Below are 22656 nucleotides of genomic sequence, written 5' to 3'. Positions count from 1 at the left end.
GGCACGCGGGCCCCGCGGCCTGAGCCGCACGCTGAGCAACGCGCCGGGTCGGGCGGCGACACGGGGGCGACCCTCACGTCGCTCGTTCGGAGCAGTTGTGCTCGCCGGGCGACGGGGGTCCCCCGAAAGAGTTCCCCGCCGGAGCGCCGGGCCGGTGCCGGAGAACCACCTGTTCAGGGGCCGTGCGGGCGCCAGGCTGGGCCCCGGGTCACGGCGTGAGGCCGTGGCGGACGGCCCACAGGGCGGCCTGGGTGCGGTCGGCGAGGTCCAGCTTCATGAGGATGTTCGACACGTGCGTCTTGACGGTCTTCTCTGACAGCACGAGTGCGCGGGCGATCTCGCGGTTGGAGCGGCCGTCCGCGATCAGGCCGAGCACCTCGCGTTCCCGTTCGGTCAGGCCCGCGCTACGAGCCGCTCCTGGGGCCCGGCCCTCCTCGGTGAGCAGCGCCCCGGCCACCGTGGGGTCGAGGAGGACGTGACCGGCGTGCACGGAGCGGATGGCGTCGGCGAGGGCGTCGGGGTCGATGTCCTTGTAGAGGCACCCGGCGGCGCCCGCGCGCAGGGCGGGGACGGCGGTGCGCTGTTCGGTGAAGCTGGTGACGACGAGGACCCGGGCGGGGTGCTGGAGTTCCTTCAGGCGGCGCAGGGCCTCGATGCCGTCGGCGCCGGGCATCTTGACGTCGAGGAGGATCACGTCGGGGGTGAGCCGCTGGGCCAGTTCGACGCCCTCGGCGCCGTCCCCGGCCTCGCCGGTGACCTCGATGTCGTCCAGCACCTCCAAAAACGTGCGCAGCCCCCGGCGGACCACCTGGTGGTCATCGACGAGCAGGACCCGGATGCGGTCACTCACCGGGCACCTCCATGGTGATCTCGGTGCCCTGGCCGGGCGCGGAGCGGACGGTGAGGTGGCCGCCGACGGAACCGGCGCGGTCCCGCATGGAGACCAGGCCCAGGTGGCGTCCGGCGCGGCGGACGGCGGTGGGGTCGAAGCCGCGTCCGTCATCGGTGACGCGCAGGATGACGCCGCGTCCGTCCCGGCCCAGGGCGACGCGGACGCGGGCGGCGCCGGAGTGGCGCAGCGCGTTGTGCAACGCCTCCTGCGCCACCCGGTACAGGGCCGCTTCCTGGGTGGCGGGCAGCGCCCGGACACCGGCTGTCTCGAAGCTCACGGCGGCGGTGTGGGCGCGGTCCAGCACCTGGGTCTGGGTGCGCAGGGTGGCGACGAGGCCGTCGTCCTCCAGCCCGGCGGGGCGCAGCTCGACGACGGCGGCGCGCAGCTCGTCGGCGGCGTCGGCGGCCAGCGTGGCGATCTGGCGCAGTTCCTCCTTGGCGCGCGGCGGGTCGCGGTCCACGAGGGCGGTGGCCGCCTGGGCGGTCAGGCGCAGGGAGAACAGTTTCTGCGCGACGGCGTCGTGCAGGTCGTGGGCGATGCGGGCGCGCTCTTCGGCGATCGTCAGTTCCCGGGCGCGTTCGTAGAGGCGGGCGTTGGTCAGCGCTAGGGCCGCGTGCTCGGCGAGCAGGCGCAGCAGGTCCTCGTCCTCCTGGGTGAAGCCGCAGCCGCCGCCGGGGTGGGCCGTGCGCTTGTTGGCGAGGAAGAGGGCGCCCAGGATCTCGTCGCCGTCGGCCACCGGCATGCCGAGGAAGTCCACTAGCTCGGGGTGGGCCTCGGGCCAGCCCTCGAAGCGCGGGTCGTGCCGCACGTCGGCCAGGCGCTGCGGGGTGGCGTCGTCCAGCATCGCGGCGAGGACGCCGTGCTGCCGGGGCAGCGGGCCGATGGCCTTCCACTGCTGCTCGCTGACGCCGGCGACGACGAACTGGGCGAAGCCGCCACGGTCGTCGGGGACGCCGAGGGCCGCGTACTCGGCGTCGAGCAGTTCGCGGGCGGAGTGCACGATCGTCTGGAGGACCTCGCGGGCTTCCAGCTGCCGGTTCATGGCGAGCAGGGCCGCGCTGACGGCGGCGAGCCCGGTGCGGATCATGCGTCTTACCGTACGCCGGGCGGGCCGCACCCCGCGCACGCGGTAGCGCCGGGGCGGGCGCTGCCCGGGGTGCCGGGAGCGCCCGCCGGTGCGAAGCCGCCTACTTGCGCATGACCTCCGGTTCGTGGCGGCGCAGCAGGCGGGCGACGGCCACGCCGCACAGCACGGCCATGGTGAGCAGGACGCCCATGCTGACCAGCCACTGGCTCAGCTCGTGGTCCCACAGCGGGTCGGGGTTGCCCGGTTCCCAGGGCACCAGGACGTTGAGGTCGGCGGTGTTGCCCATGCCCGCGATCGTCCACCGCGCGGGCATCAGCCAGGCCAGCTGTTCGATGCCCGCGGTGCCGTGGATCTGGAAGACCACGCCGGTGAACACGACCTGGACGATGGTGAACATCACCAGCAGCGGCATCGTCTTCTCGGACGTCTTGACCAGTGAGGAGATGACGAGGCCGAACATCATCGAGGCCAGGCCCAGGCCGATGACGACGAGGGTCATCTCCACGCCCGGCGAGCCGGTGAACAGGACGCCCTCGGCGGGCATCGCGCGCGGCAGGAAGCCGACGAGGCAGATGATCACGCCCTGGAGGGCGGTGATGAGGCCGAGGACGATCACCTTCGACATCAGGTAGGCCGAGCGGGACAGGCCGGTGGCGCGTTCCCGCTCGTAGATGACGCGTTCCTTGATCAGCTCCCGGACGGAGTTGGCCGCGGCCGAGAAACACATGCCGATGACCAGGATCAGCATGATCATGCTGGCGTCGCGGTTGGTGCGGCCGCTGCCTTCGGGGCCGTAGCCCAGCCCGTGGTCGGAGGGGATGACGATGCTGACGACGCCGAGGACGGCCGGGAGGGCGAGCATCAGCAGCATGAAGCCCCGGTCGGAGGCGATGACGGAGGCGTAGCGGCGCATGAGCGTCCACAGCTGCGAGCCCCAGCTCTGCGGCTTCCGCAGCCGTTGCTGCTGCTGGTGCCAGTCCATCCGGACCGGCTGCGGGGCGACGGCGTCGATGTCGGCGGCGTAGAGCTGGTAGTGCTGGGAGCCGCGCCAGCGGCCCATCCAGTCGTAGTCACGGTAGTTCTCGAAGGCGGAGAAGACGTCCGCCCAGGAGTCGTAGCCGAAGAAGTTCAGCGCTTCCTCGGGCGGGCCGAAGTAGGCGACGCCGCCCCCGGGCGCCATGACGAGCAGCTTGTCGCACAGCTGAAGTTCGGCGACCGAGTGGGTGACAACAAGCACGGTGCGGCCGTCGTCGGCCAGGCCGCGCAGCAGCTGCATGACGTCGCGGTCCATGCCCGGGTCGAGGCCGGAGGTGGGCTCGTCCAGGAAGATCAGCGACGGCTTGGTCAGCAGCTCCAGGGCGACCGAGACGCGCTTGCGCTGGCCGCCGGAGAGTGCGGTGATCCGTTTGTCCGCGTGGATGTCGAGCTTCAGCTCGGCAAGGACCTCCTCCACCCGGGCGTTGCGCTCGGCCTCGGCCACGTCGCCGGGGAAGCGCAGCTTGGCCGCGTAGCGCAGGGCGGTGCGCACCGGCAGCGCGGTGTGCAGGATGTCATCCTGCGGGACGAGCCCGATGCGGTGCCGCAGCTCGGCGAAGTGGGTGTAGAGGTCGCGGTTGTCGTACAGCACCTCGCCGTGGTTGGCGGGGCGGTAGCCGGTGAGTGCCTTCAGCAGCGTCGATTTCCCGGAGCCGGACGGCCCGATGACGGCGATGAGTGACTTCTCCGGGACGCCGAAGGAGACGTCGTTGAGGATCGTCTTGCCGCCATCGACCTGCACGGTGAGGTGCCGCGCGGCGAAGGAGACCTCGCCGGTGTCGACGAACTCCTCCAGCCGGTCGCCGACCAGGCGGAACGTGGAGTGGCCGACGGCGACGGTGTCGCCGGGGCCGATCCGGTGCCGCCCGTTCTTCGGCAGCGGCCGCCCGTTGACGTAGGTGCCGTTGTGGCTGCCGAGGTCGTGGATCTCGAACAGGCCGTCCGGGCCCGCGAGGAATTCCGCGTGGTGCCGGGAGACCTGGAGGTCGGAGACGACCAGTTCGTTCTCCAGGGCACGGCCGATGCGCATCACGCGGCCGAGGGAGAGCTGGTGGAACGTCGTCGGGCTGCGGTCCGCGCCGCCCGTGCCCCCGCCGCCCCCGGCCTGCGCGGGCGCACCGCTGTGCGGGGGCTGGCCCGCGTACGGGGGCTGACCGGCGTGCTGGGCGGGGACGGCCGCCGCCTGCTGGTGCTGCGGGGCGTGCTGCCAGTGGCCCTGCTGCGCGTACTGCGGCTGCGGCTGCTGGTGCGGCGCGGCGGGGTGCGGGCTGGCGGACGGCGGGGCGGCGGCGGGCTGGTTCCAGCTCGCGGGCGCGCCCTGCTGGTGCTGGGGTGTGGCCTGCGGGGCCGCCTGCTGGGCCAGCGCGGGCGGTCCGGTGAACGTCAGCCGCGGGCCGTCGGTGGCGTTACCCAGATGGAGTACGGTGCCGGGGCCGATGTCCAGCTGCTGGACGCGCTGTCCCCGCGCGTACGTCCCGTTGGTGCTCCCCTGGTCTTCCAGGACCCAGGCGCGTCCGCCCCAGCGCAGCGTGGCGTGCCGCCACGAGACGCGGGCGTCGTCCAGCACCAGATCCCCCTGCGGGTCCCGGCCCAGCGAGTACGACCGGGACGGGTCGAGCGTCCAGGTCCTTCCGTTCAGTTCCAGTACGAGTTCTGGCACTCCATGCCCCACAGACTTTTCCCCCGAGCTGCCCCCACGTGGAGGGTTTAGGGACGGCGAACATCGGGGGGCACTATTCCAGGCGGGGCCCCGGAACAGGAAGCCGGGCCACGCCAACCGCCCGGGCACGGCGCGGGAGATCAGGGGAAAGCCGCATGCGCGCCCCAGACGCGGCCCGGCGGCGGGCGGCCGTCCCGGGGACCGGACGGCGCTGCGAGCCGGTCACCGCCGGCGGATACGGTGGGAAGACCATGAGTGCCACCGAGACTCCCCCGCTCCCGCCCGGCATGCCCGGCGAGGACGCCCCCACCCTGCTGGTCAAGATCTTCGGCAAGGACCGTCCCGGCATCACCGCAGGTCTCTTCGACACCCTCGCCGCCTACGAGCTCACCGTCGTGGACATCGAGCAGGTCGTCACCCGGGGCCGCATCACGCTGTGCGCCCTGGTCACGGCACCGGACGGCACGCATCCGGGCGCGACCGAAGGCGAGCTGCGCGCGACGGTGCACAGCTGGGCGGAGTCGCTGAAGCTCCAGGCCGAGATCATCTCCGGGCACGGCGACAACCGTCCGCGCGGTGTCGGCCGCTCCCACGTGACGGTGCTCGGGCAGCCGCTGTCCGCCCGGTCCACGGCCGCGATCGCCGCGTGCATCACCGGCACCGGGGGCAACATCGACCGCGTCTTCCGGCTCGCCAAGTATCCGGTGACGGCGGTGGAGTTCGAGGTGTCCGGCGCGCTGACGGAGCCGCTGCGGACCGCGCTGGCCACCCAGTCGGCCGCGCTGGGGGTGGACGTCGCCGTCATCGCGTCCGGGTTGCAGCGGCGGGCGCAGCGGCTGGTGGTCATGGACGTGGACTCCACGCTGATCCAGGACGAGGTCATCGAGCTGTTCGCCGGGCACGCGGGCTGCGCGGACCAGGTCGCCGAGGTGACGGCCGCTGCGATGCGCGGCGAGCTGGACTTCGAGCAGTCGCTGCACGCCCGGGTGAAGCTGCTGGCCGGGCTGGACGCGTCGGTGGTGGACGCGGTGCGCGCCCAGGTCCGGCTCACCCCGGGCGCGCGCACGCTGGTCCGCACGCTCAAGCGGCTCGGCTACCAGGTGGGCGTGGTCTCCGGCGGCTTCACCCAGGTCACCGACGAGCTGCAAGAACGGCTCGGGCTGGACTTCGCCTCGGCCAACACGCTGGAGATCGCGGACGGCAAGCTCACCGGCCGGGTGACCGGGGAGATCGTGGACCGGGCGGGCAAGGCGCGGCTGCTGCGCCGGTTCGCCGCCGAGGCCGGGGTGCCGCTGTCGCAGACCATGGCCATTGGCGACGGGGCCAACGACCTCGACATGCTGAACGCGGCCGGGCTGGGGGTGGCGTTCAACGCCAAGCCGGTCGTCCAGGAGGCGGCGCACACGGCCGTCAACGTGCCGTTCCTGGACACGGTGCTGTACCTGCTGGGCATCACGCGCGAAGAGGTCGAGCTGGCGGAGACGGCCGCGCCGGAGTAGGCCGCAGGCGGTGACTGTGCCCGCCGGGGTGGTGCCCGCCGGGGTGGTGCCGCCGCACGCTCACCGCCGGTGCTCCCCGTCCCGGGGGTGCGGGAGGCTGCCTCCCGCACCCCGTTCAGGAGCACCCGGCACCCGGCGTTGCCCTGGCGCCCCCGGGACGGCCGGGAACTACGGTGCCCAGAAGTGGGTGAGGTGGGCGGTGCCGGGTTCCACGGACTTCCAGGAGCCGTTCACGGTGAGGACGGCCATCGCGGAGGTGGGGAAGCCGCGCTCGGCCATCAGGCGTCCGGCGTCCTCGTCAAAGGTGGCGGTGAGGATTTCGGCCAGGCCGTGAATGCCGGGGTTGTGCCCGATGAGGATCACCTCACGTACGGCGTCCTCGACCTCGTTGAGCACGGTGATCAGCTCGCCGGGCGTCGCCTCGTAGACGCGCTCGTCGTAGACCGTCTTCGGCCGGTGCGGGAGCTGTGGGGCGGCGAGCTTCCACGTCTCACGGCAGCGGGCGGCGGTGGAGCACAGGGCGAGTTCCGGATGGATGCCCTGGGTGGCGAGCCAGCCACCCGCGACGGGCGCGTCCTTGCGGCCCCGGTCGGCGAGCGGGCGCTCGTGGTCGGGGACGTCGGGCCAGTCGGCTTTGGCGTGTCGGAGTAGGACCATCCTGCGGGGCTGATCGACGCTCATGGCCCCAGCTTCGCACGAAACGGACCGCAGGGCTCGGGGTGTTGACGAGCTGGCCCGCGCGGGCGCCCGTCAGCCCCGGGTGAGGCGGCTGAGCAGCTCCCACAGGGCGGTGGCGGCCTGCCCGAGACCGTCGGCGGACTCGGCGTGGGCGTCGCCGCCACCGAGGACGACGAGCGACAGCAGGGCGAGGAAGACCGTCAGCGGCAGCGGGAGGGCCCACCAGCGCAGCCGCAGCCCCGCGCCACCGGCCGAGGAGTGGTGGGTGCGCGGGCGGGGAGCGGAAAGGCGGGGGCGGGGGGCGGGATGGGCGGCCATCGGCTCGCCTTTCGTCGTAGCGTCGAGCGGTACTTCCGACGCTACGGAGGGCGCGGCCCGTGGCCTACCCGGGAAGCCACCCACCCAACCCTGAACCCAGCCCCCTAAGGGACGGCGAGGCTGCCCCCACCCATCCGGTGCCGACCGGGGACCGGACACCTTCTCCCGACTGGAGCCACCTCCGCCCCCGTGAAGACCCCACGCCGTGCGCCCTGCCCTGCCTGAATGTGTACAGCGTCAACGCGCGAGGTGGCCGCGCACCTGGCAGGCACGGACCAGCCCGGCGGGCTGCCGGTGGGGAGCGGAACGAAACGGGTACGAGCTCGTACTTCCGTGGGGACGAGCCGCTTGGTCTGGCCGCTCAGTGCGGCTTCGCAGCGCACTCCGCCCAGACCGTCTTGCCGCTGGGCGGATAGGGCTCGGTGCCCCAGCGGTCGGCGAGGGCGGAGACGAGCAGCAGGCCCCGGCCCGACTCCGCGCCGGGAGCTCCGTCCTGGCCTGGGGCGGACGCCGGAACGGGGACGCGGGCACCGTTCGCGTCGGTGACCTCGATGCGGACGGTGCCCGTCTGCGGGATCAGCCGGAGTCCGAGCCGGAAGTCGCGGCCCGCGACGCGGCCGTGCGAGATGGCGTTGGCGGCCAGCTCGGCCACGACGTGCTCGGCGCGCTCGGTGACGGACGGCGGTACCCGCCACGTGCGCAGCTGTTCCACCGCGAGCAGCCGGGCGAGCCGGGCACCGCGCCGGGTGGAGGACAGCAGGAGCAGGAAGGCGTGGTCGGCGCCGGAGCGGGGTGACGTGCGTGAGTGCATGGCCGTCACGTTGGCGGGTGCGCGGGGAGGTTGACCAGCGATCAGCCTCGTACGCTCAGTCAGCGTACGGGCACTCGCGGTAGACGGTACGGGGTGACAGGCGTCACCCTGGGAGGTGGTGAGCGGGAGCGTTCGGGCTCACGCACGGTGGCAAAGGAGCCGCGTATGTGGACTGGGGATGTTGTCGGGTCAGAGCCGGAGAACGAGCGGGAGCCGGACCCGTCGGACAGTCTGCGGACGTTCGGCGCCGTCGTCCAGGCGCTGCGCGAACACGCGGGCCTCACCCGTACCGAGCTCGCCGCCCAAGTCCGGTTCTCCAAACACACGGTGGAGTCCGTGGAACTGGGCCGCCGCATGCCGGACGACCAGTTCGTCGCACGCGCGGAGCCCGCTCTCGGCAACACCGGCGCCCTGCGGCGCGCCTCCCGCCACCTCACGCGCGGCGAGGCGGGCCTCGCCGCCTGGTTCCGCCGCTGGGCAGGGCTGGAGCGCAAGGCGGTGAGCCTGTGCACGTACGAGTGCCGGTTGGTGCCGGGGCTATTGCAGTCGGAGGGGTACATGCGCACCTTGTGCGACGAAGAGGTCCCACCTATGTCGGACAAGGCGGTGGCAGACACCATTGATGCCCGCTGGGAACGACAGCGACTGCTTCGTGAACGTCCCACTGTGGCCTTCGACTTCATCGTGGAAGAGAGCGTCTTCCGGCGCGGGCTCGGGGGGCCGGACGTGACGCGCGAGCTTCTGGACCACGTCCTCCAACTGGTCACACCGAGGAACGTGACTCTCCAGATCATGCCGTCGTACAGCGAGCATCACGCCTGCCTGTCGGGGCCAATCCAGCTGCTGGAGACCCGTGACGGGCGCTGGCACGCATACTCCGAGGGGCAGGAGAACGGCCGTCTGATCGCTGACCCCAAGGAAGTCAGCAAGCTACAGATGCGCTATGCAAGACTGCGCTCACAGGCCCTCACGCCAATGGACTCCGTGGGCCTGCTTGAGCAGATGCGAGGAGACCTATGAGCACGGCCGAACTTAACTGGTTCAAGTCCAGCTACAGCAGCGCACAAGGGGATAGCTGCGTCGAGGTTGCGGTCACCGACGCAGCCGTCCACGTGCGGGACTCGAAGGACTTGACGCACCGCGACTTCATCGTAGGCCGTAAAAGCTGGGCTCGGTTCGTGCACTACGCCGCACGCGGCTGAGCCCAACCAGGCTCAGCCGGGCTGCGAAACCTCAGTCCGCCCCGGGGCCGCGCCGGACGACGCGGCCGCGGTTTGAACCATCTGCGAGGAGACTTGTGAACAAGAGCGAACTCAACTGGTTCAAGTCCAGCTACAGCGGCAGCCAGGGGGACGACTGCGTGGAGGTCGCCACCACGGACGGCGCCGTCCACGTACGGGACTCCAAGGACGTGACACGAACCGACTTCGCCGTTGGACGTGAAGGCTGGACGCAGTTCGTACGGTACGCCGCAGGCAGCTGAGCCCAACCCAGGCTCAGCCGGGCTGCGAAACCTCAGTCGGCCCCGGGCCGCGCCGGACGACGCGGCCCGGGGCTGAGGGGCCGCTGGGGTGGCACGCGGGAGCCAGCCGGGGTCAGGGCGCGAGGAGGGAGGCGATGACGCCGATGACGAGGCAGACGCCGAGCATGGCGGCGAGGACGAGCAGCAGCTTTTTCTGACCGTTGCCGGGGTTGGGTTCGAGCACTGGCATGGATTCAGTCTCGCACTCAGCCGCCGTCCTCGACGCACCGGTTCCGGCCCGCCAGCAGGCCCACGGCCATCTGCACCACCAGGAGGGTAGCCATCAGCGCGAGCGGGGCGCGCCAGCCGCCGCTGACGCCGTGCAGGACGCCGACGAGCAGCGGGCCCGGGATGGACAGGAGATAGCCGGTGCTCTGGACGAACGCGGAGAGCTGGGCGACGCCCGCGCTGGTGCGCGAGCGCATGCCGATCATGGTGAGCACCAGCGGGAAGGCGCAGTTGGAGACGCCGAGCAGCACCGCCCAGGCCCAGGCCCCGGCGGCCGGGGCGAGCATCAGCCCGGTGTAGCCGCCCAGGCCGCACAGGCCGAGCAGCAGCACGAGCGGGCCCTGGTGGTGCAGGCGGGCGGCCAGCGGGGGCAGCACGAAGGACAGCGGGATGCCCAGGCCCATCGTGACGCCGAGGAGCACGCCCGCGGTGGACGCGGACAGCCCGGCGTCCCGGAAGATCTGCGGCAGCCAGCCGAGCGTGACGTAGGCAGCGGTGGCCTGGAGGCCGAAGAAGCAGCCCAGCGCCCAGGCGATGCGGGAGCGGGTGATGCGCAGGGGCGCGGCGGGCGCGCTGGGGGTACCGGGGGCCGGGTCCTGCGCGCGGGCCGGGTTCTGCGCGGCGCGGCGGCTGCCCCGGTCGCGGGCGAAGACGGCGGCCCAGGGCAGCACGGCCAGGGCGCCGAGCGCGGCCCAGATCCCCAGGCCGGTGCGCCAGTCGCCGTCGAGGGCCTGCACCGCTGGCACGGTAAGCGCGGCGGGGGCGGAGGTGCCCAGGGCGAGCGCCATGGAGTACAGGCCGGTCATGCTGCCGACGCGGTGGGGGAACCAGCGCTTGACGACGACCGGCATCAGCACGTTGCTGACGGCGATGCCCGCGAGCGCGAGCGCGGTGGTGAGCAGGAAGACGGTGGTGTTCCCGGCCAGCGGGCGCAGCGCGAGTCCGGCGGTGATGGCCACCATGCCGCCGAGGATGACGGCGGCCGGACCAATGCGGCGGGCCAGGCGGGGGGCGAGGCTGCCGAAGACGGCGAAGCACAGGGCCGGGACGGAGGTGAGCAGCCCGGCGACGGTGCCGTTCATCGCCAGAGTGGCGCGCACCTCCTCCAGCAGCGGCCCGAGGCCGGAGACGGCGGGCCGCAGGTTCAGGGCGGTGAGGACCAGACCGGCGGTGACGAGTCGCAGCGTCCACGGTGAGCGGGCGGCGCGGGGCCGCGCGGCGGAAGTGGGGGCCGTGGAGCGGGGAGCGGTGTCGAGCGCGAGCCGGTTTTCCTGGTGCATGCGCCCATCATAGAATCATGGGATGAATGCTTGGTACCCCGCGTATCCGCCTCTCGCTCCCCCGGCAGGCGTGCCATGCCGCTGAACTCGCCCCGGCGGTCGGCCCTCGCCGACCAGGTCATCAACGCCCTGCGGGACCAGATCACCTCCGGTGAGTGGCCGGTGGGCTCGCGCATCCCGACCGAGCCGGAGCTCGTCGAGCGGTTGCAGGTCGCCCGCAACACCGTGCGCGAGGCGATCCGGGCGCTCGCGCACAACGGTCTGCTGGACATCCGGCAGGGATCGGGCACCTACGTGGTGGCCACCAGCGAGCTGGCGGGCGTCATGCACCGGCGGTTCGCGGACGCCGACCCGCTGCACGTCGCGGAGCTGCGCTCGACGCTGGAGGCGGAGGGTGCGCGGCTGGCGGCGCACCGGCGCACCGAGGAGGACGTCCGGCAGCTGGAACTACTGCTGGAACGGCGCGAGCAGGCGTGGGACTCGGGCGAGGTGGAGCGGTTCGTGCAGGCCGACGCGACCCTGCACCTGGCGGTGGTGAAGGCTTCGCACAACGAGGTGCTGACAGCGCTGTACGCGGACCTCGGTTCGGTGCTGCGGGCGTATCTGCGGCACGACATGGGGTCTCAGCTGCGGGCCGAGGACCGTCTGGACCACGCGCGGATGGTCCAGGCCATCCGGGACCGCGACGCGGAGCTCGCCGCGCGCGAGGCCGCGTCCTACACGGAGATCTGCCGGGCACGGGGCGCGTAGGGAGGTCCGGCGTGCTGCCGGACCTCCCTACGCGAAGACAGCTCAGTCCGTGCGGGTCAGGCCCCCATCATGTGGACGCCGCCGTCCACGTGGACGATCTCACCGGTCGTCTTGGGGAACCAGTCGGACAGCAGGGCCACCACGCCCCGGGCGGCGGGCTCGGGGTCGGTGAGGTCCCAGCTGATCGGGGCGCGGGTGTTCCACACGTCCGCCAGCTCCTCGAAGCCCGGGATGGACTTCGCGGCCATGGACTTGATCGGCCCGGCCGAGATCAGGTTGCAGCGGATGTTCTGCTCGCCCAGGTCGCGGGCGAGGTAGCGGGAGGTGGACTCCAGCGCCGCCTTGGCCACACCCATCCAGTCGTACTTGGGCCAGGCCACCTGCGCGTCGAAGTCCATGCCGACGACCGAGCCGCCCCGGCCCGGGCCCTCCCCGGAGGCCGCGAGCAGCGGCAACAGGGCCATGGTCAGCGACTTCAGCGAGTACGCGGAGACCTCGACGGCCGTGGCCACCGACTCCCAGCCGGTGTTCAGGAAGTTGCCGCCGAGGGCGTCCTGCGGGGCGAAGGCGATCGAGTGCACCACGCCGTCCAGGCCGACGCCCGCACCGAGGTGCTCGGCCACGCGGTCGGCGAGGGTGTCCAGGTGCTCGGCGTTCTGCACGTCCAGCTCGATGACCGGCGCCTCCTTGGGCAGCCGCTTGGCGATGCGCTGGACCAGCGACATCCGTCCGAAGCCGGTGAGCAGGACCTCGGCGCCCTCCTCCTGGGCGAGCTTGGCGACGTGGAAGGCGATCGAGGCGTCGGTCAGCACTCCGGTGACCAGGACGCGCTTGCCAGCGAGAAGTCCACTCATAGCGTTCAGTGCCCCATACCCAATCCGCCGTCAACGGGGATGACGGCTCCAGTGATGTACGCGGCCTCCTCGGAGGCCAGGAAGCGCACCGTGGCGGCGATCTCCTCGGGCGCGGCGTACCGGCCGAGCGGCACCTGCCCGGTGATGTTCGCGCGCTGCTCGTCGGTCAGCACCCGGGTCATGTCGGTGTCCACGAAACCGGGGGCGACGACGTTGCAGGTGATGTTCCGCGAACCCAGCTCGCGGGCCAGCGAGCGGGCGAAGCCGACCAGCCCGGCCTTGGACGCGGCGTAGTTAGCCTGCCCGGCCGAGCCCAGCAGGCCGACGACGGAGGAGATGAGCACGACGCGTCCGCTGCGGGCGCGCAGCATGCCACGGGTGGCGCGCTTGACGACGCGGAAGGTGCCGGTGAGGTTGGTCTCCAGGACCGAGGTGAAGTCCTCGTCGGACATGCGCAGCAGCAGCTGGTCGCGGGTCACGCCCGCGTTGGCGACGAGCACCTCAACCCGGCCCTGCTTCTCCTCGACCTCCTTGTACGCCTGCTCCACCTGCTCGGGGTCGGTGATGTCGCACTTGACGGCGAGGAAACCGGCCGGTGGCTCGCCCGAGCGGTAGGTGACGGCGACCTGGTCGCCCGCGTCGGCGAGCGCGCGGGCGATGGCGAGGCCGATGCCGCGGTTGCCTCCGGTGACGAGAACCGAGCGGCTCAAGGGACCACACTCCAAATCTTTCGGACCAGCCGGGCCGCGTCGTGCCGCGCGTCGGACTGTGCCGTGCTGTGTTCGTCGCGTCTGGTGCACCCAGCAACCTATCGGTTTGGCGGGTGCCGCCCGGACCGGGGCGTCCACAGGGGGCTCGGTGGCCCGCTGTGGAATCCCTACAGAAAGTCCGCTGGTCCCGGCTTCGGGACGCTGGCCCCCGCTTCGGGAACCGCCCTCGCCTCGCGGGCGCGGGCGGCCCTCGCGGCCCCGGCGACACCGGGTCCGGGAAAGCGCCGTGCGGATCGGTGGCCGAGCAGGCATGATCGGGTGCCGACCACGGGAGGTTGTCTTGCCACCATCCGCACCGTCCACCGGGCGTTTCCCCGACGAGAGCTTCACCGCGCTGCCGCTGCGGCAGCTGGCGGACGCGGCGCTGGCGCGGGCCCGGGCACTGGGCGCCGAGCACGCGGACTTCCGGTACGAGCGGGTGCGCAGCGCCTCGTGGTCGCTGCGGGACGCGCGCCCGGCGGGGTCGGCGGACACCACGGACGCCGGGTACGCGGTGCGGGTGGTGCACGGCGGCGCGTGGGGCTTCGCGGCCGGGGTGGACCTGAGCATGGACGCCGCCGCGCGGGTGGCCTCGCAGGCGGTGGCGATGGCGAAGCTGTCGGCGCGGGTGATCCAGGCGGCCGGGACGCGGGAGTGGGTGGAGCTGGCCGAGGAGCCCGCGCACGGTGAGCAGACGTGGATCTCGGCGTACGAGATCAACCCGTTCGACGTCCCGGACGAGGAGAAGACGGGGCTGCTGACGGCGTGGAGCGAGCGGCTGCTGGCGGCGGACGGCGTCGCGCACGTGGACGCCGCGCTGCTGGCGGTGCAGGAGAACAAGTTCTACGCCGATACGGCGGGCACCGTCACCACGCAGCAGCGGGTGCGGCTGCATCCGCAGCTGACGGCCGTGGCGGTGGCGGACTCCGGCGAGTTCGACACGCTGCGCACCCTCGCCCCGCCGGTGGGCCGGGGCTGGGAGTACCTGCACGGCACCGGCTGGGACTGGGACGCGGAGCTGGCCGAGCTGCCGGAGCTGCTGGCGCAGAAGATGGCCGCGCCCAGCGTGGAGGCGGGCTCCTACGATCTGGTGATCCACCCGTCGAACCTGTGGCTGACGCTTCACGAGTCGGTCGGTCACGCCACGGAGCTGGACCGGGCGCTGGGTTACGAAGCGGCGTACGCGGGAACGTCGTTCGCCACGTTCGACCAGCTGGGCACGCTGCGGTACGGCTCGCCGGTCATGAACGTCACCGGGGACCGCACGGCCGAGCACGGGCTGGCCACCATCGGCTACGACGACGAGGGCGTGCGGGCGCAGGAGTGGGACCTGGTCCGGGACGGCACGCTGGTGGGCTACCAGCTGGACCGGCGCATCGCCAAGCTCACCGGGCTCGGACGCTCCAACGGCTGCGCCTACGCCGACTCCCCCGCGCACGTGCCGGTGCAGCGCATGGCGAACGTCTCGCTCCAGCCCGCACCGGACGGACCGTCCACCGAGGAGCTGATCGCGGGCGTGGAGCGCGGCATCTACGTCGTCGGGGACCGCTCGTGGTCGATCGATATGCAGCGCTACAACTTCCAGTTCACCGCGCAGCGGTTCTTCCGCATCGAGGGCGGCCGGCTGACCGGGCAGCTGCGGGACGTGGCCTACCAGGCGACGACGACGGACTTCTGGGGGTCGATGGAGGCGGTCGGCGGGCCGCAGACGTACCTGCTGGCGGGCGCGTTCAACTGCGGCAAGGCCCAGCCGGGCCAGGTCGCCGCCGTCTCGCACGGCTGCCCCTCGGCGCTGTTCCGTGGCGTCAACATCCTCAACACCACCCAGGAGGCCGGGCGATGAGCAAGCCGACCGCACCGCACGAGATCGTCGAGCGGGCCCTGGCGCTGTCGCGGGCTGACGGGTGCGTGGTGATCGCTGAGGAGAGCTCGTCGGCGAACCTGCGCTGGGCGGGCAACGCGCTGACGACCAACGGCGTCACCCGGGGCCGCACCCTGACGGTGATCGCCACCGTGGACGGCGCGCGGGGCACGGCCTCCGGCGTCGTCTCCCGGTCGGGGGTGACGGCCGGGGAGCTGGAGCCGCTGGTGCGGGCGGCCGAGGACGCGGCGCGCACGGCGGGCCCGGCCGAGGACGCGCAGCCGCTGGTGACCGGCGGTGAGGCGGCCACCGCGTTCGAGGAGCCGCCCGCCGAGACCTCCGCGGAGGTGTTCGACGCGTTCGCGCCCGCGCTCGGTGAGTGCTTCGCCAGCGCGGGCGCGGGAAGCCGCACGCTGTACGGCTTCGCCTACCACGAGGTCGTCTCCACCTACCTGGGCACCTCGACAGGGCTGCGGCTGCGGCACGACCAGCCGACGGGGACGCTGGAGCTGAACGCCAAGTCCGCCGACGGGTCGGCATCCGCGTGGGCGGGCCGCGCCACCCGGGACTTCGCCGACGTGGACCCGGCCGCGCTGGACGCCGAGCTGGCGCGGCGGCTGGCCTGGTCACGGCGGCGGGTGGAGCTGCCCGCCGGGCGGTACGAGACGCTGCTGCCGCCCACGGCCGTCGCGGACCTGCTCATCTACCAGCAGTGGACGTCCTCGGCCCGGGACGCCGCCGAGGGCCGCACGGTGTTCAGCGCGCCGGGCGGTGCCACCCGGGTCGGCGAGCAGCTGGCCGCCCTGCCGCTGACCCTGCGCAGCGACCCGCACGCGCCGGGCCTGGAATGCGCCCCGTTCACGGTCGCGCACGCCTCGGGGGGTGCGGCGTCGGCGTTCGACAACGGCCTGCCGCTCCAGGTCACCGACTGGGTGCGCGAGGGCAGGCTGGAGCACCTGATGACCACCCGGCACTCCGCTCAGCTGACCGGGCTGCCGCTCACGCCCGGCGTGGACAACCTGATCCTGGACGGCGGCGGGGAGCGCGGCCTGGAGGAGATGGTCGCCGCCTGTGGGCACGACGGGCCCGCCCTGCTGCTGACCTGCCTGTGGTACATCCGCGAGGTGGACCCGGCCACGCTGCTGCTCACCGGCCTCACCCGCGACGGCGTCTACCTGGTCGAGGGCGGCGAGGTGACGGCGGCGGTGAACAACTTCCGGTTCAACGAGTCACCGGTGAGCCTGCTGGGCCGCGCGACGGAGGCCGGGCGCACCGAGCAGACCCTCTCCCGCGAGTGGGGCGACTACTTCCCGCGCACCGCGATGCCGCCGCTGCGCGTCCCGGACTTCAACATGAGCTCGGTCAGCCAGGGCGTGTGACCGGCATAGACTCGTCTCCGCCCCCCTATCCCTTCGATCTTTGGACGCAACGTGACACGCCTCGGCGAATCCGTGCGGCGCGCGAGCGCGCTGCTGGCACAGGACCTCTCCTGCGACGCGACGGTGGAGCAGCTGCTCACCGAGACGGGTTCGCGGCGCTCCATGGACCTCAGCGACCTGAGCGCCACGGAACAGGCCGAGCTCATCGCCTCCCGGTCGGTGGAGGTGCTGCCCGGGGTGGAGCGGATGGCCGAGCGGATCGAGCAGCGCGGCGCACAGGGCCGGGGGCTGCACGTCAAGCTCGGCATCGACCCGACGGGCACCGACATCCACCTGGGGCACGCGGTGCCGTTCATCGTGCTCAGCCGCTTCCAGCGGATGGGCCACGACGTCACGGTGCTGATCGGCGACATCACCGCCAAGATCGGCGACCCCTCGGGCCGCACGGCGGAGCGCCCGCCGCTCACCGACGAGGACATCGCCCGCAACCTGGCGGGCTACCGCGAGCAGGTGCGGCCGTTCTTCGACTTCGACCGGGTGCGGTTCGTGCACAACAGCGAGTGGCTGGGCGGGCTGACGTTCCCGCGGCTGATCGGCATCCTCGCGCAGGTGCCCGCCTCCCAGCTGCTCCAGCGCGAGGACTTCCGCAACCGGCTCGCGGCCGGTTCGGGGCTGACCATGTCCGAGCTGATCTACCCCGTCGCCATGGCCATCGACTCCGCGGAGCTGGACTGCGACCTGGAGCTCGGCGGCGTGGACCAGCTGCTGAACATGCAGATGGGCCGCAAGGTGATGGAGATCTACGGGCTGACGCCGCAGCTGATCGCGGCGATGCCGCTGATCGAGGGCACCGACGGCTCGGGCGCGAAGATGTCGAAGTCCAAGGGCAACTACATCGCGCTGACCGCCCCGGCCGACGACGTCTTCGGCAAGGTCATGTCCATCCCGGACCGGCTCATGGTGCCCTACCTGCGGGCCTGGACCGAGTGGACGGACGCCGAGATCGACGCGGCCCGCGCGCGCGTCGAGGAACGCTCACTGCACCCGATGGACCTGAAGAAGGTCCTGGCCGGTGAGGTGGTCATGGCGCTGCACGGCCGCAAGGCCGCGATGGCGGCGCGGGCCGGGTTCGTCGCGCAGTTCTCCCGGAAGTCCTTCACCGACGTCGGCACACTGCCGGTAGTGGATGCGGGCGAGCACGGCGGCGAGGGCATCGCGGCGGTGCTGACCCGGGTGCTGGAGTTCGCCCCGAGCGCGTCGGCCGCGCGGCGGGTGGCCAAGCAGAACGGACTGCGGCTGATCGTCGAGCCTTCCGGGGGCGAGCAGCGGGCGCTGGTGCTCTCCGAGGCCGACGCGCTGCGCCCGCTGGCCGAGGTGGCGGCCGAGAAGCTGGCGGAGGCCGGGGTCACCGGCACGGTGTACCTGAAGGCGGGCCGGAAGGTCGCCGAGGTCACCGGGCTGTAGGGCCAGCCGGGCGCGCGGCGTACCGGCCAGGCGGCGGCGTGGGCCGGGTGCGGTCCGGCGTCCCGGCCGAGTGCGCGGCACCGGCCACGCGGCGGCGTGGGCCGGGTGCAGACTCCCGGCCCACGCCGCTCCCCCGGCCGCCCGGTGCGCGTGGGTCACCCGGGCGGCGGCTTACCTTCGGTGGGTTCTGCTGCCGCGCCTGATCGAGGCCCACAGCGGGGCGCCGATGGCGACGATCAGGACGGCGCCGGCCAGCTGGAGCAGGTGCCTGATCCAGTCGATGCCGCTGGTGCTTTCCACGCCCATCCATCCGGCCACGGCGTTGCCCAGCAAACTGCCGAGGATGCCGAAGATGATCGTCAGCCAGATGGGGATGTCCTGCTTGCCGGGGAGGATGGCGCGGGCCAGCACACCCAGGATCAGACCCACGATGATTGCCCACAACCAACTCATGTCGCCTCCTAGTGCGGCGCTGTGGACGGACCTTCCCAGGGTGCGCACACCCGGGCGTGCCGCTCATCCGGTGCTCGGCCGTACGGGTGAAAGGGGCGGTTTCCCCCGGCCCACGGCCGGGCCGGGTACGGGCGTACCGTGGAGGCGTCGGGGGACACAGGCGGGTACGGCCACGGCCGGGGTGCGAGCAGGTGGTGCAGCGTGAGGCGGAAGCAGCACGACGACTCCGAGGTCTTCCGGATCACCGGGGCCCGGCAGGGGCTGTCCGACGATGTGCGGGGGCGGCAGCGGCGCTACGTGATCTCGATGCTGGTCCGCACCCTCTCCGTCCTGCTCACCGTGGCGCTGTGGAACGTCTCGCGGCCCCTGGCGGTGGTGACGCTGGTGCTGGGCGGAGTGCTGCCGTACGTGGCGGTGGTCATCGCCAACGCGGGCCGGGAGAACGCCGCCCAGCTGCCGTCCACCCTGATCCAGCCGGGGCGCCCGGAGCTGGGCCCGGCACCGGATGCCCCGCAGCCGCCGCCTGACGTGCGGCCGCCGCGTGACGTGCGGCCGCCGGACGGCGTACGTCCGCCGCACCGCGCGGAGCACGAGTGAGCGCCGGGTGAGAAGCGGCGCGCCCGCCAGCGCCCGGTCTACCGCAAGAAAGGCTCAAACCCGCCTGCCATTCGGGTCACACGGAGCGTCCCCGCGTGCCATACTGCGGTACACGCTCCGTATCCCCCGTCGGAGCGTTTGATCGACGCCGGGCGGCTCCCCCCGTGGCCGCCCGGCGTCATCGCGTCTTAAGGGGGCGTGTTTGGATGGGCGGATGAGTGAGGACGCCCCGATCTGCTCCGCCAAGGGCTGCCGGGCCCCGGCCGTGTGGGTGCTGGCCTGGAACAACCCGAAGCTGCACGCGCCGGAGCGCCGCAAGACGTGGCTGGCGTGCGCCGAACACCGTGAGCACCTGTCCCAGTTCCTCGGCGTGCGCGGGTTCCTGAAGGACGTCGTCACCCTGGCGGAATGGGAGGCGCGCCCGTCAGCTCCCGGGGAGAGCGCGGAGGGCTGACCTGCCGGACGGCGGGCGGTCAGATCCTGTCCGGCGGATCGTGGCGGGACTAACCGCCGATCGCGGACATGGGGCGGTCGGGCTGGATGAAGGACGGGTCGTCGATCCCCGCGCCCGCCTTCTTGCCCCACATCGCGGTGCGCCACAGCCCGGCCACCGTCGCGTCGTCCGCGCCTGCGCGCAGCGCGCCGCGCAGGTCGGACTCCTCGGTGGCGAACAGGCAGGTGCGCACCTGGCCGTCGGCCGTCAGGCGCGTGCGGTCGCAGGCGCGGCAGAACGGGCGGGTGACGGAGGCGATGACGCCGACGCGGTGCGGGCCGCCGTCAACAATCCAGCGCTCGGCGGGGGCGGAGCCGCGCTTCTGCTGCCCCTCGGGGGTCAGCTCGAAGCGGGTACGCAGGGCGGCCAGGATGTCCCCGGCGGTGATCATGCCCTCGCGCTTCCAGCCGTGCTGGGCGTCCAGGGGCATCTGCTCGATGAACCGCAGCTCGTAGTCGTGCTCGACGGCCCAGGCCAGCAGGTCGGGCGCCTCGCCCTCGTTGAAGCCCGGCATGAGCACGGCGTTGACCTTGACCGGGGTGAGCCCGGCGGTACGGGCGGCGGCCAGGCCGCGCAGCACGTCGGCGTGGCGCTTGCGGCGGGTCAGGCGCTGGAAGACCTCCGCGTCGAGTGTGTCCAGCGAGACGTTGACGCGGTCCAGCCCGGCGTCCCGCAGTGCCGTGGCCGTGCGCTCCAGGCCGATGCCGTTGGTGGTCAGCGAGAGCTTCGGGCGGGGGGTGAGCGCGGCGCAGCGCTCCACGATGGAGACGAGCCCGGGACGCAGCAGGGGCTCACCACCGGTGAACCGCACCTCGGTGACGCCCAGCTCGGTGACCGCGATGCGCACCAGGCGCACGATCTCGTCGTCGGTGAGCAGCTCGGGCTTGGCGAGCCACTGAAGGCCCTCTTCGGGCATGCAGTAGGTGCACCGCAGGTTGCAGCGGTCGGTCAGCGAGACTCGCAGGTCGGTGGCGACCCGGCCGTACGTGTCGATCAGCATGCGCGCCAGTCCTCACACGGTCGTTTCTCTGCTGTCAGCGTACGTGAGGACCCCGACATTCAACAGTTCGTTGAAGTGATCACATGAATACCGTGTGTTAACTTTTCACGATCATCTGATGAATGCATTGCCGCACGATATTGATCAGCGATAGCTTCGCTCCGCCCCCCGGATGGTCAAGTCCGCATACCGAACAGGGGGTTGAGTCGCTGTGCCCCGCCCCGGGAGCTCAGCCGCGCACCATCCCGAGCTCCGCAGACCCCAAGAAGCCCGAGACCCCCGAGACCCCCGAGAACATGGAGACCCCATGGCCTTGAGCCCCCTGTCCAGACGGCGGCGCCTGCTCGCGGTACCGGCCGGAGTGGCCCTGACCGTCTCGCTCGGGCTGCTGCCCGGCACGAGCACCGCGCTCGCGAAGGGGAAGCCCACCACCGAGGACGGTCCCACGCTGTCGTACGTGGTGAACACCGACGCCTCCAAGAAGGCCGTCCGGAAGGCCAAGAAGGCCATCAAGAAGGCGGACGGCAAGGTCGTCACCGCGTGGGAGGAGATCGGCGTCGTCATCGCGCACTCCGCGAACCCGCGGTTCGGCGCCGAACTGCGCGCGAAGAAGAACATCGACTCCGCCGGTGCCACCCGCACCGCCCCGCTCACCCCGGTGGCCACCACCGACATCGGTGACCCGGAGTACGTCAAGCCGCCCAAGCCGGGCCTGGCCGCCTCCTCCGCCGCCGAGGGCGGGGTGACGAACGAGCCGCTGGAGTCCCTGCAGTGGCCGCTGCCGCAGATCAACGCCGCCGAGGCACACGAGATCAGCGAGGGCAGCCGCGACGTGACCGTCGCCGTCATCGACACCGGTGTGGACGACACCCACCCCGACCTCGCGCCGAACTTCTCCGCGAAGCAGTCCGCCAACTGCGTGGGCGGCGTCGCCGACACCTCCGAGGGCGCCTGGCGGCCCTACCCGGGGGGCAGCTACCACGGCACCCACGTGGCCGGGATCGTCGCCGCCGACCGCAACGGCATCGGGGTGGCCGGGGCCGCGCCGGGCGTCTCGGTGTCCTCCATCAAGGTGAGCGCCCCGGACAGCGGCCTGTTCTACACCGAGGCCGTGGTGTGCGCGTTCATGTTCGCCGCCGAGCAGGGTGTGGAGATCACCAACAACAGCTACTACATCGACCCGTGGCTGTTCACCTGCAAGAACGACCCCGACCAGGGCGCCTTGGTGGACGCGGTGACCCGTGCCCTGAAGTACACGCGGGACGAGGGAGTCGCGCACATCACCTCGGCCGGGAACTCCAACATGGACCTGGCCGCCGACGAGCTGACCGACACCACCAGCCCGAACGACTCCACGCCCGTCGAGCGCACGATCGACCCGAGCGTGTGTCCCGACATGCCGACCCAGCTGCCGGGCGTGACCTCGGTCGCCTCCACCGGCGCACACGGCGTCAAGTCGTACTTCTCCAACTACGGCCGGGGCCAGGTGGACATCGCCGCGCCCGGCGGTGACGCGCGCTACCAGATCCCGGACGCCCCGGCCAAGAGCGGTGGTGTGCTGTCCACCATGCCCGACGGGGAGTACGCCTTCCTCCAGGGCACCTCGATGGCCGGTCCCTACGTCGCCGGGGTCGCCGCGCTCATCAAGAGCGAGGACCCGCGGGTCACCCCGCAGGGGCTGGCCTGGCGGCTGAAGGCGCAGGCGCAGAGCACCCCCTGCCCCGAGGGCGAGTTCGACCCGAGCGGTGACGGCCGCTACGCCGCCACCTGCACCGGCACCCAGCACATCAACAGCTTCTACGGCTACGGCATCGTGGACGCCCTCGCCGCCGTGAAGTGACGCGGTAACAGCCGCACCGGCCGTTACCGCACGCAGGACAGCTCCTTGACCGCAGGGGCCGGGCGACCTCCGCCCGGCCCCTGCTGGGTGTCCGCGTCCCACCGGACGGCGGGCACGTGCACGCCGTCCGCGAGGCCGCCTGACTCCCACTCCGGCGTGCCACAGGACGGGCGGGTACCGACACCGGACAAGTGGGGCTTAACGCG

23 protein-coding genes are annotated in these 22656 nt (G+C 72.3%); 11 read left to right on the top strand and 12 right to left on the bottom strand.

The window, feature by feature from the left end:
• Nucleotides 1-208 precede the first annotated feature (208 nt).
• The 3 genes from JJV70_RS16555 to JJV70_RS16545 form a co-directional block, all read right to left on the bottom strand.
• Nucleotides 209-850, bottom strand: coding sequence for a response regulator transcription factor (locus JJV70_RS16555; protein WP_219048770.1), 642 nt, complete (start codon nt 848-850; stop codon nt 209-211).
• Nucleotides 843-1979 (bottom strand): GAF domain-containing sensor histidine kinase, encoded by a 1137-nt coding sequence (locus JJV70_RS16550; RefSeq protein WP_219048769.1) that lies wholly within the window; start codon nt 1977-1979, stop codon nt 843-845. Before JJV70_RS16550 ends, JJV70_RS16555 begins: the two co-directional genes overlap by 8 nt.
• A gap of 100 nt (nt 1980-2079) precedes the next feature.
• The gene (locus tag JJV70_RS16545) at nt 2080-4674 is read right to left on the bottom strand and encodes an FHA domain-containing protein (RefSeq protein WP_308294847.1); all 2595 of its coding nucleotides are present in this window, start codon (nt 4672-4674) and stop codon (nt 2080-2082) included.
• Between the two features lie 251 nt (nt 4675-4925).
• Here JJV70_RS16545 and serB point away from each other — a divergent pair, with 251 nt between their 5' ends.
• Nucleotides 4926-6173 (top strand): phosphoserine phosphatase SerB, encoded by a 1248-nt coding sequence (serB, locus tag JJV70_RS16540; RefSeq protein WP_219048767.1) that lies wholly within the window; start codon nt 4926-4928, stop codon nt 6171-6173.
• A 168-nt stretch (nt 6174-6341) separates the two neighbouring features.
• Here the strand turns inward: serB and JJV70_RS16535 are convergent, their stop codons facing one another.
• The 3 genes from JJV70_RS16535 to JJV70_RS16525 all read right to left on the bottom strand — a co-directional run bounded on the left by JJV70_RS16535 (nt 6342) and on the right by JJV70_RS16525 (nt 7980).
• Nucleotides 6342-6854: a histidine phosphatase family protein gene (locus JJV70_RS16535; protein ID WP_219048766.1), complete on the bottom strand. Its 513-nt coding sequence runs from the start codon at nt 6852-6854 to the stop codon at nt 6342-6344.
• A 69-nt stretch (nt 6855-6923) separates the two neighbouring features.
• Nucleotides 6924-7169, bottom strand: coding sequence for a hypothetical protein (locus JJV70_RS16530; RefSeq protein WP_219048765.1), 246 nt, complete (start codon nt 7167-7169; stop codon nt 6924-6926).
• Between the two features lie 361 nt (nt 7170-7530).
• Entirely contained in the window at nt 7531-7980 is a 450-nt protein-coding gene (locus JJV70_RS16525) for an ATP-binding protein (protein ID WP_219048764.1), read from the bottom strand.
• Between the two features lie 165 nt (nt 7981-8145).
• On the opposite strand from JJV70_RS16525, the gene JJV70_RS16520 reads away from it, so the two are divergent.
• The 3 genes from JJV70_RS16520 (at nt 8146) to JJV70_RS16510 (ending at nt 9463) form a co-directional block, all read left to right on the top strand.
• Nucleotides 8146-9000 carry a helix-turn-helix transcriptional regulator gene (locus JJV70_RS16520; RefSeq protein ID WP_219048763.1) on the top strand — a complete coding sequence of 285 codons (855 nt, stop codon included), beginning with the start codon at nt 8146-8148 and terminating at the stop codon, nt 8998-9000.
• Nucleotides 8997-9182, top strand: coding sequence for a DUF397 domain-containing protein (locus JJV70_RS16515; protein ID WP_219048762.1), 186 nt, complete (start codon nt 8997-8999; stop codon nt 9180-9182). The genes JJV70_RS16520 and JJV70_RS16515 overlap by 4 nt, the downstream gene beginning before the upstream one ends.
• A gap of 95 nt (nt 9183-9277) precedes the next feature.
• Nucleotides 9278-9463, top strand: a complete 186-nt coding sequence (locus JJV70_RS16510; RefSeq protein ID WP_219048761.1) for a DUF397 domain-containing protein — start codon at nt 9278-9280, stop codon at nt 9461-9463.
• Nucleotides 9464-9575: 112 nt separating this feature from the next.
• Here the strand turns inward: JJV70_RS16510 and JJV70_RS22860 are convergent, their stop codons facing one another.
• Together JJV70_RS22860 and JJV70_RS16505 are read right to left on the bottom strand one after the other, a co-directional pair.
• The gene (locus tag JJV70_RS22860; protein WP_257574064.1) at nt 9576-9692 is read right to left on the bottom strand and encodes an SGM_5486 family transporter-associated protein; all 117 of its coding nucleotides are present in this window, start codon (nt 9690-9692) and stop codon (nt 9576-9578) included.
• A 16-nt stretch (nt 9693-9708) separates the two neighbouring features.
• Nucleotides 9709-11010, bottom strand: coding sequence for an MFS transporter (locus JJV70_RS16505; RefSeq protein ID WP_219048760.1), 1302 nt, complete (start codon nt 11008-11010; stop codon nt 9709-9711).
• A 75-nt stretch (nt 11011-11085) separates the two neighbouring features.
• Between JJV70_RS16505 and JJV70_RS16500 the strand changes: the two genes are divergently transcribed.
• Nucleotides 11086-11760 carry a FadR/GntR family transcriptional regulator gene (locus tag JJV70_RS16500; RefSeq protein WP_219048759.1) on the top strand — a complete coding sequence of 225 codons (675 nt, stop codon included), beginning with the start codon at nt 11086-11088 and terminating at the stop codon, nt 11758-11760.
• A gap of 56 nt (nt 11761-11816) precedes the next feature.
• Here the strand turns inward: JJV70_RS16500 and fabI are convergent, their stop codons facing one another.
• Together fabI and fabG are read right to left on the bottom strand one after the other, a co-directional pair.
• On the bottom strand, nt 11817-12614 hold the full coding sequence (gene fabI, locus JJV70_RS16495) for an enoyl-ACP reductase FabI (protein WP_219048758.1): 798 nt from the start codon (nt 12612-12614) through the stop codon (nt 11817-11819).
• 5 nt (nt 12615-12619) lie between these two features.
• Nucleotides 12620-13324, bottom strand: coding sequence for a 3-oxoacyl-[acyl-carrier-protein] reductase (fabG, locus tag JJV70_RS16490; protein WP_219048757.1), 705 nt, complete (start codon nt 13322-13324; stop codon nt 12620-12622).
• A 340-nt stretch (nt 13325-13664) separates the two neighbouring features.
• On the opposite strand from fabG, the gene JJV70_RS16485 reads away from it, so the two are divergent.
• Genes JJV70_RS16485 through tyrS form a run of 3 tightly spaced genes read left to right on the top strand, consistent with a single transcriptional unit; the run spans nt 13665 to nt 18067 of the window.
• The gene (locus JJV70_RS16485; protein WP_257574063.1) at nt 13665-15206 is read left to right on the top strand and encodes a TldD/PmbA family protein; all 1542 of its coding nucleotides are present in this window, start codon (nt 13665-13667) and stop codon (nt 15204-15206) included.
• Nucleotides 15203-16603, top strand: a complete 1401-nt coding sequence (locus JJV70_RS16480) for a metallopeptidase TldD-related protein (RefSeq protein ID WP_219048755.1) — start codon at nt 15203-15205, stop codon at nt 16601-16603. Before JJV70_RS16485 ends, JJV70_RS16480 begins: the two co-directional genes overlap by 4 nt.
• A gap of 51 nt (nt 16604-16654) precedes the next feature.
• Nucleotides 16655-18067: a tyrosine--tRNA ligase gene (tyrS, locus tag JJV70_RS16475; RefSeq protein ID WP_219048754.1), complete on the top strand. Its 1413-nt coding sequence runs from the start codon at nt 16655-16657 to the stop codon at nt 18065-18067.
• Between the two features lie 171 nt (nt 18068-18238).
• Here the strand turns inward: tyrS and JJV70_RS16470 are convergent, their stop codons facing one another.
• Nucleotides 18239-18520: a GlsB/YeaQ/YmgE family stress response membrane protein gene (locus tag JJV70_RS16470; RefSeq protein ID WP_219048753.1), complete on the bottom strand. Its 282-nt coding sequence runs from the start codon at nt 18518-18520 to the stop codon at nt 18239-18241.
• A gap of 201 nt (nt 18521-18721) precedes the next feature.
• Between JJV70_RS16470 and JJV70_RS16465 the strand changes: the two genes are divergently transcribed.
• Both JJV70_RS16465 and JJV70_RS16460 read left to right on the top strand, forming a co-directional pair.
• Nucleotides 18722-19117, top strand: a complete 396-nt coding sequence (locus JJV70_RS16465; protein ID WP_219048752.1) for a DUF3099 domain-containing protein — start codon at nt 18722-18724, stop codon at nt 19115-19117.
• Nucleotides 19118-19331: 214 nt separating this feature from the next.
• Nucleotides 19332-19571 (top strand): hypothetical protein, encoded by a 240-nt coding sequence (locus JJV70_RS16460; protein WP_219048751.1) that lies wholly within the window; start codon nt 19332-19334, stop codon nt 19569-19571.
• A gap of 49 nt (nt 19572-19620) precedes the next feature.
• On the opposite strand, the gene moaA is transcribed toward JJV70_RS16460, so the two are convergent.
• A complete protein-coding gene (gene moaA / locus JJV70_RS16455) occupies nt 19621-20610 on the bottom strand; it encodes a GTP 3',8-cyclase MoaA (protein WP_219048750.1) in 990 nt (329 codons plus the stop codon).
• A gap of 307 nt (nt 20611-20917) precedes the next feature.
• Here moaA and JJV70_RS16450 point away from each other — a divergent pair, with 307 nt between their 5' ends.
• Nucleotides 20918-22450: a S8 family serine peptidase gene (locus JJV70_RS16450; RefSeq protein ID WP_219048749.1), complete on the top strand. Its 1533-nt coding sequence runs from the start codon at nt 20918-20920 to the stop codon at nt 22448-22450.
• Nucleotides 22451-22656: the final 206 nt, after the last annotated feature.

It is taken from the genome of Streptomyces sp. JJ66, from assembly GCF_019303495.1.
Lineage (GTDB): Bacteria > Actinomycetota > Actinomycetes > Streptomycetales > Streptomycetaceae > Streptomyces.
This window is presented reverse-complemented; position numbering and strand designations above follow the sequence as displayed.

Excerpts from the sequence above, each read along its gene's own strand:
- JJV70_RS16550 (WP_219048769.1), bottom strand. The coding sequence starts at position 1,979 with ATGATCCGCACCGGGCTCGCCGCCGTCAGCGCGGCCCTGCTCGCCATG.
- serB (WP_219048767.1), top strand. The coding sequence starts at position 4,926 with ATGAGTGCCACCGAGACTCCCCCGCTCCCGCCCGGCATGCCCGGCGAG.
- JJV70_RS16535 (WP_219048766.1), bottom strand. The coding sequence starts at position 6,854 with ATGAGCGTCGATCAGCCCCGCAGGATGGTCCTACTCCGACACGCCAAA.
- JJV70_RS16530 (WP_219048765.1), bottom strand. The coding sequence starts at position 7,169 with ATGGCCGCCCATCCCGCCCCCCGCCCCCGCCTTTCCGCTCCCCGCCCG.
- JJV70_RS16525 (WP_219048764.1), bottom strand. The coding sequence starts at position 7,980 with ATGCACTCACGCACGTCACCCCGCTCCGGCGCCGACCACGCCTTCCTG.
- JJV70_RS16520 (WP_219048763.1), top strand. The coding sequence starts at position 8,146 with ATGTGGACTGGGGATGTTGTCGGGTCAGAGCCGGAGAACGAGCGGGAG.
- JJV70_RS16515 (WP_219048762.1), top strand. The coding sequence starts at position 8,997 with ATGAGCACGGCCGAACTTAACTGGTTCAAGTCCAGCTACAGCAGCGCA.
- JJV70_RS22860 (WP_257574064.1), bottom strand. The coding sequence starts at position 9,692 with ATGCCAGTGCTCGAACCCAACCCCGGCAACGGTCAGAAAAAGCTGCTG.
- JJV70_RS16505 (WP_219048760.1), bottom strand. The coding sequence starts at position 11,010 with ATGCACCAGGAAAACCGGCTCGCGCTCGACACCGCTCCCCGCTCCACG.
- JJV70_RS16500 (WP_219048759.1), top strand. The coding sequence starts at position 11,086 with ATGCCGCTGAACTCGCCCCGGCGGTCGGCCCTCGCCGACCAGGTCATC.
- fabI (WP_219048758.1), bottom strand. The coding sequence starts at position 12,614 with ATGAGTGGACTTCTCGCTGGCAAGCGCGTCCTGGTCACCGGAGTGCTG.
- JJV70_RS16480 (WP_219048755.1), top strand. The coding sequence starts at position 15,203 with ATGAGCAAGCCGACCGCACCGCACGAGATCGTCGAGCGGGCCCTGGCG.
- JJV70_RS16470 (WP_219048753.1), bottom strand. The coding sequence starts at position 18,520 with ATGAGTTGGTTGTGGGCAATCATCGTGGGTCTGATCCTGGGTGTGCTG.
- JJV70_RS16460 (WP_219048751.1), top strand. The coding sequence starts at position 19,332 with ATGAGTGAGGACGCCCCGATCTGCTCCGCCAAGGGCTGCCGGGCCCCG.
- moaA (WP_219048750.1), bottom strand. The coding sequence starts at position 20,610 with ATGCTGATCGACACGTACGGCCGGGTCGCCACCGACCTGCGAGTCTCG.
- JJV70_RS16450 (WP_219048749.1), top strand. The coding sequence starts at position 20,918 with ATGGCCTTGAGCCCCCTGTCCAGACGGCGGCGCCTGCTCGCGGTACCG.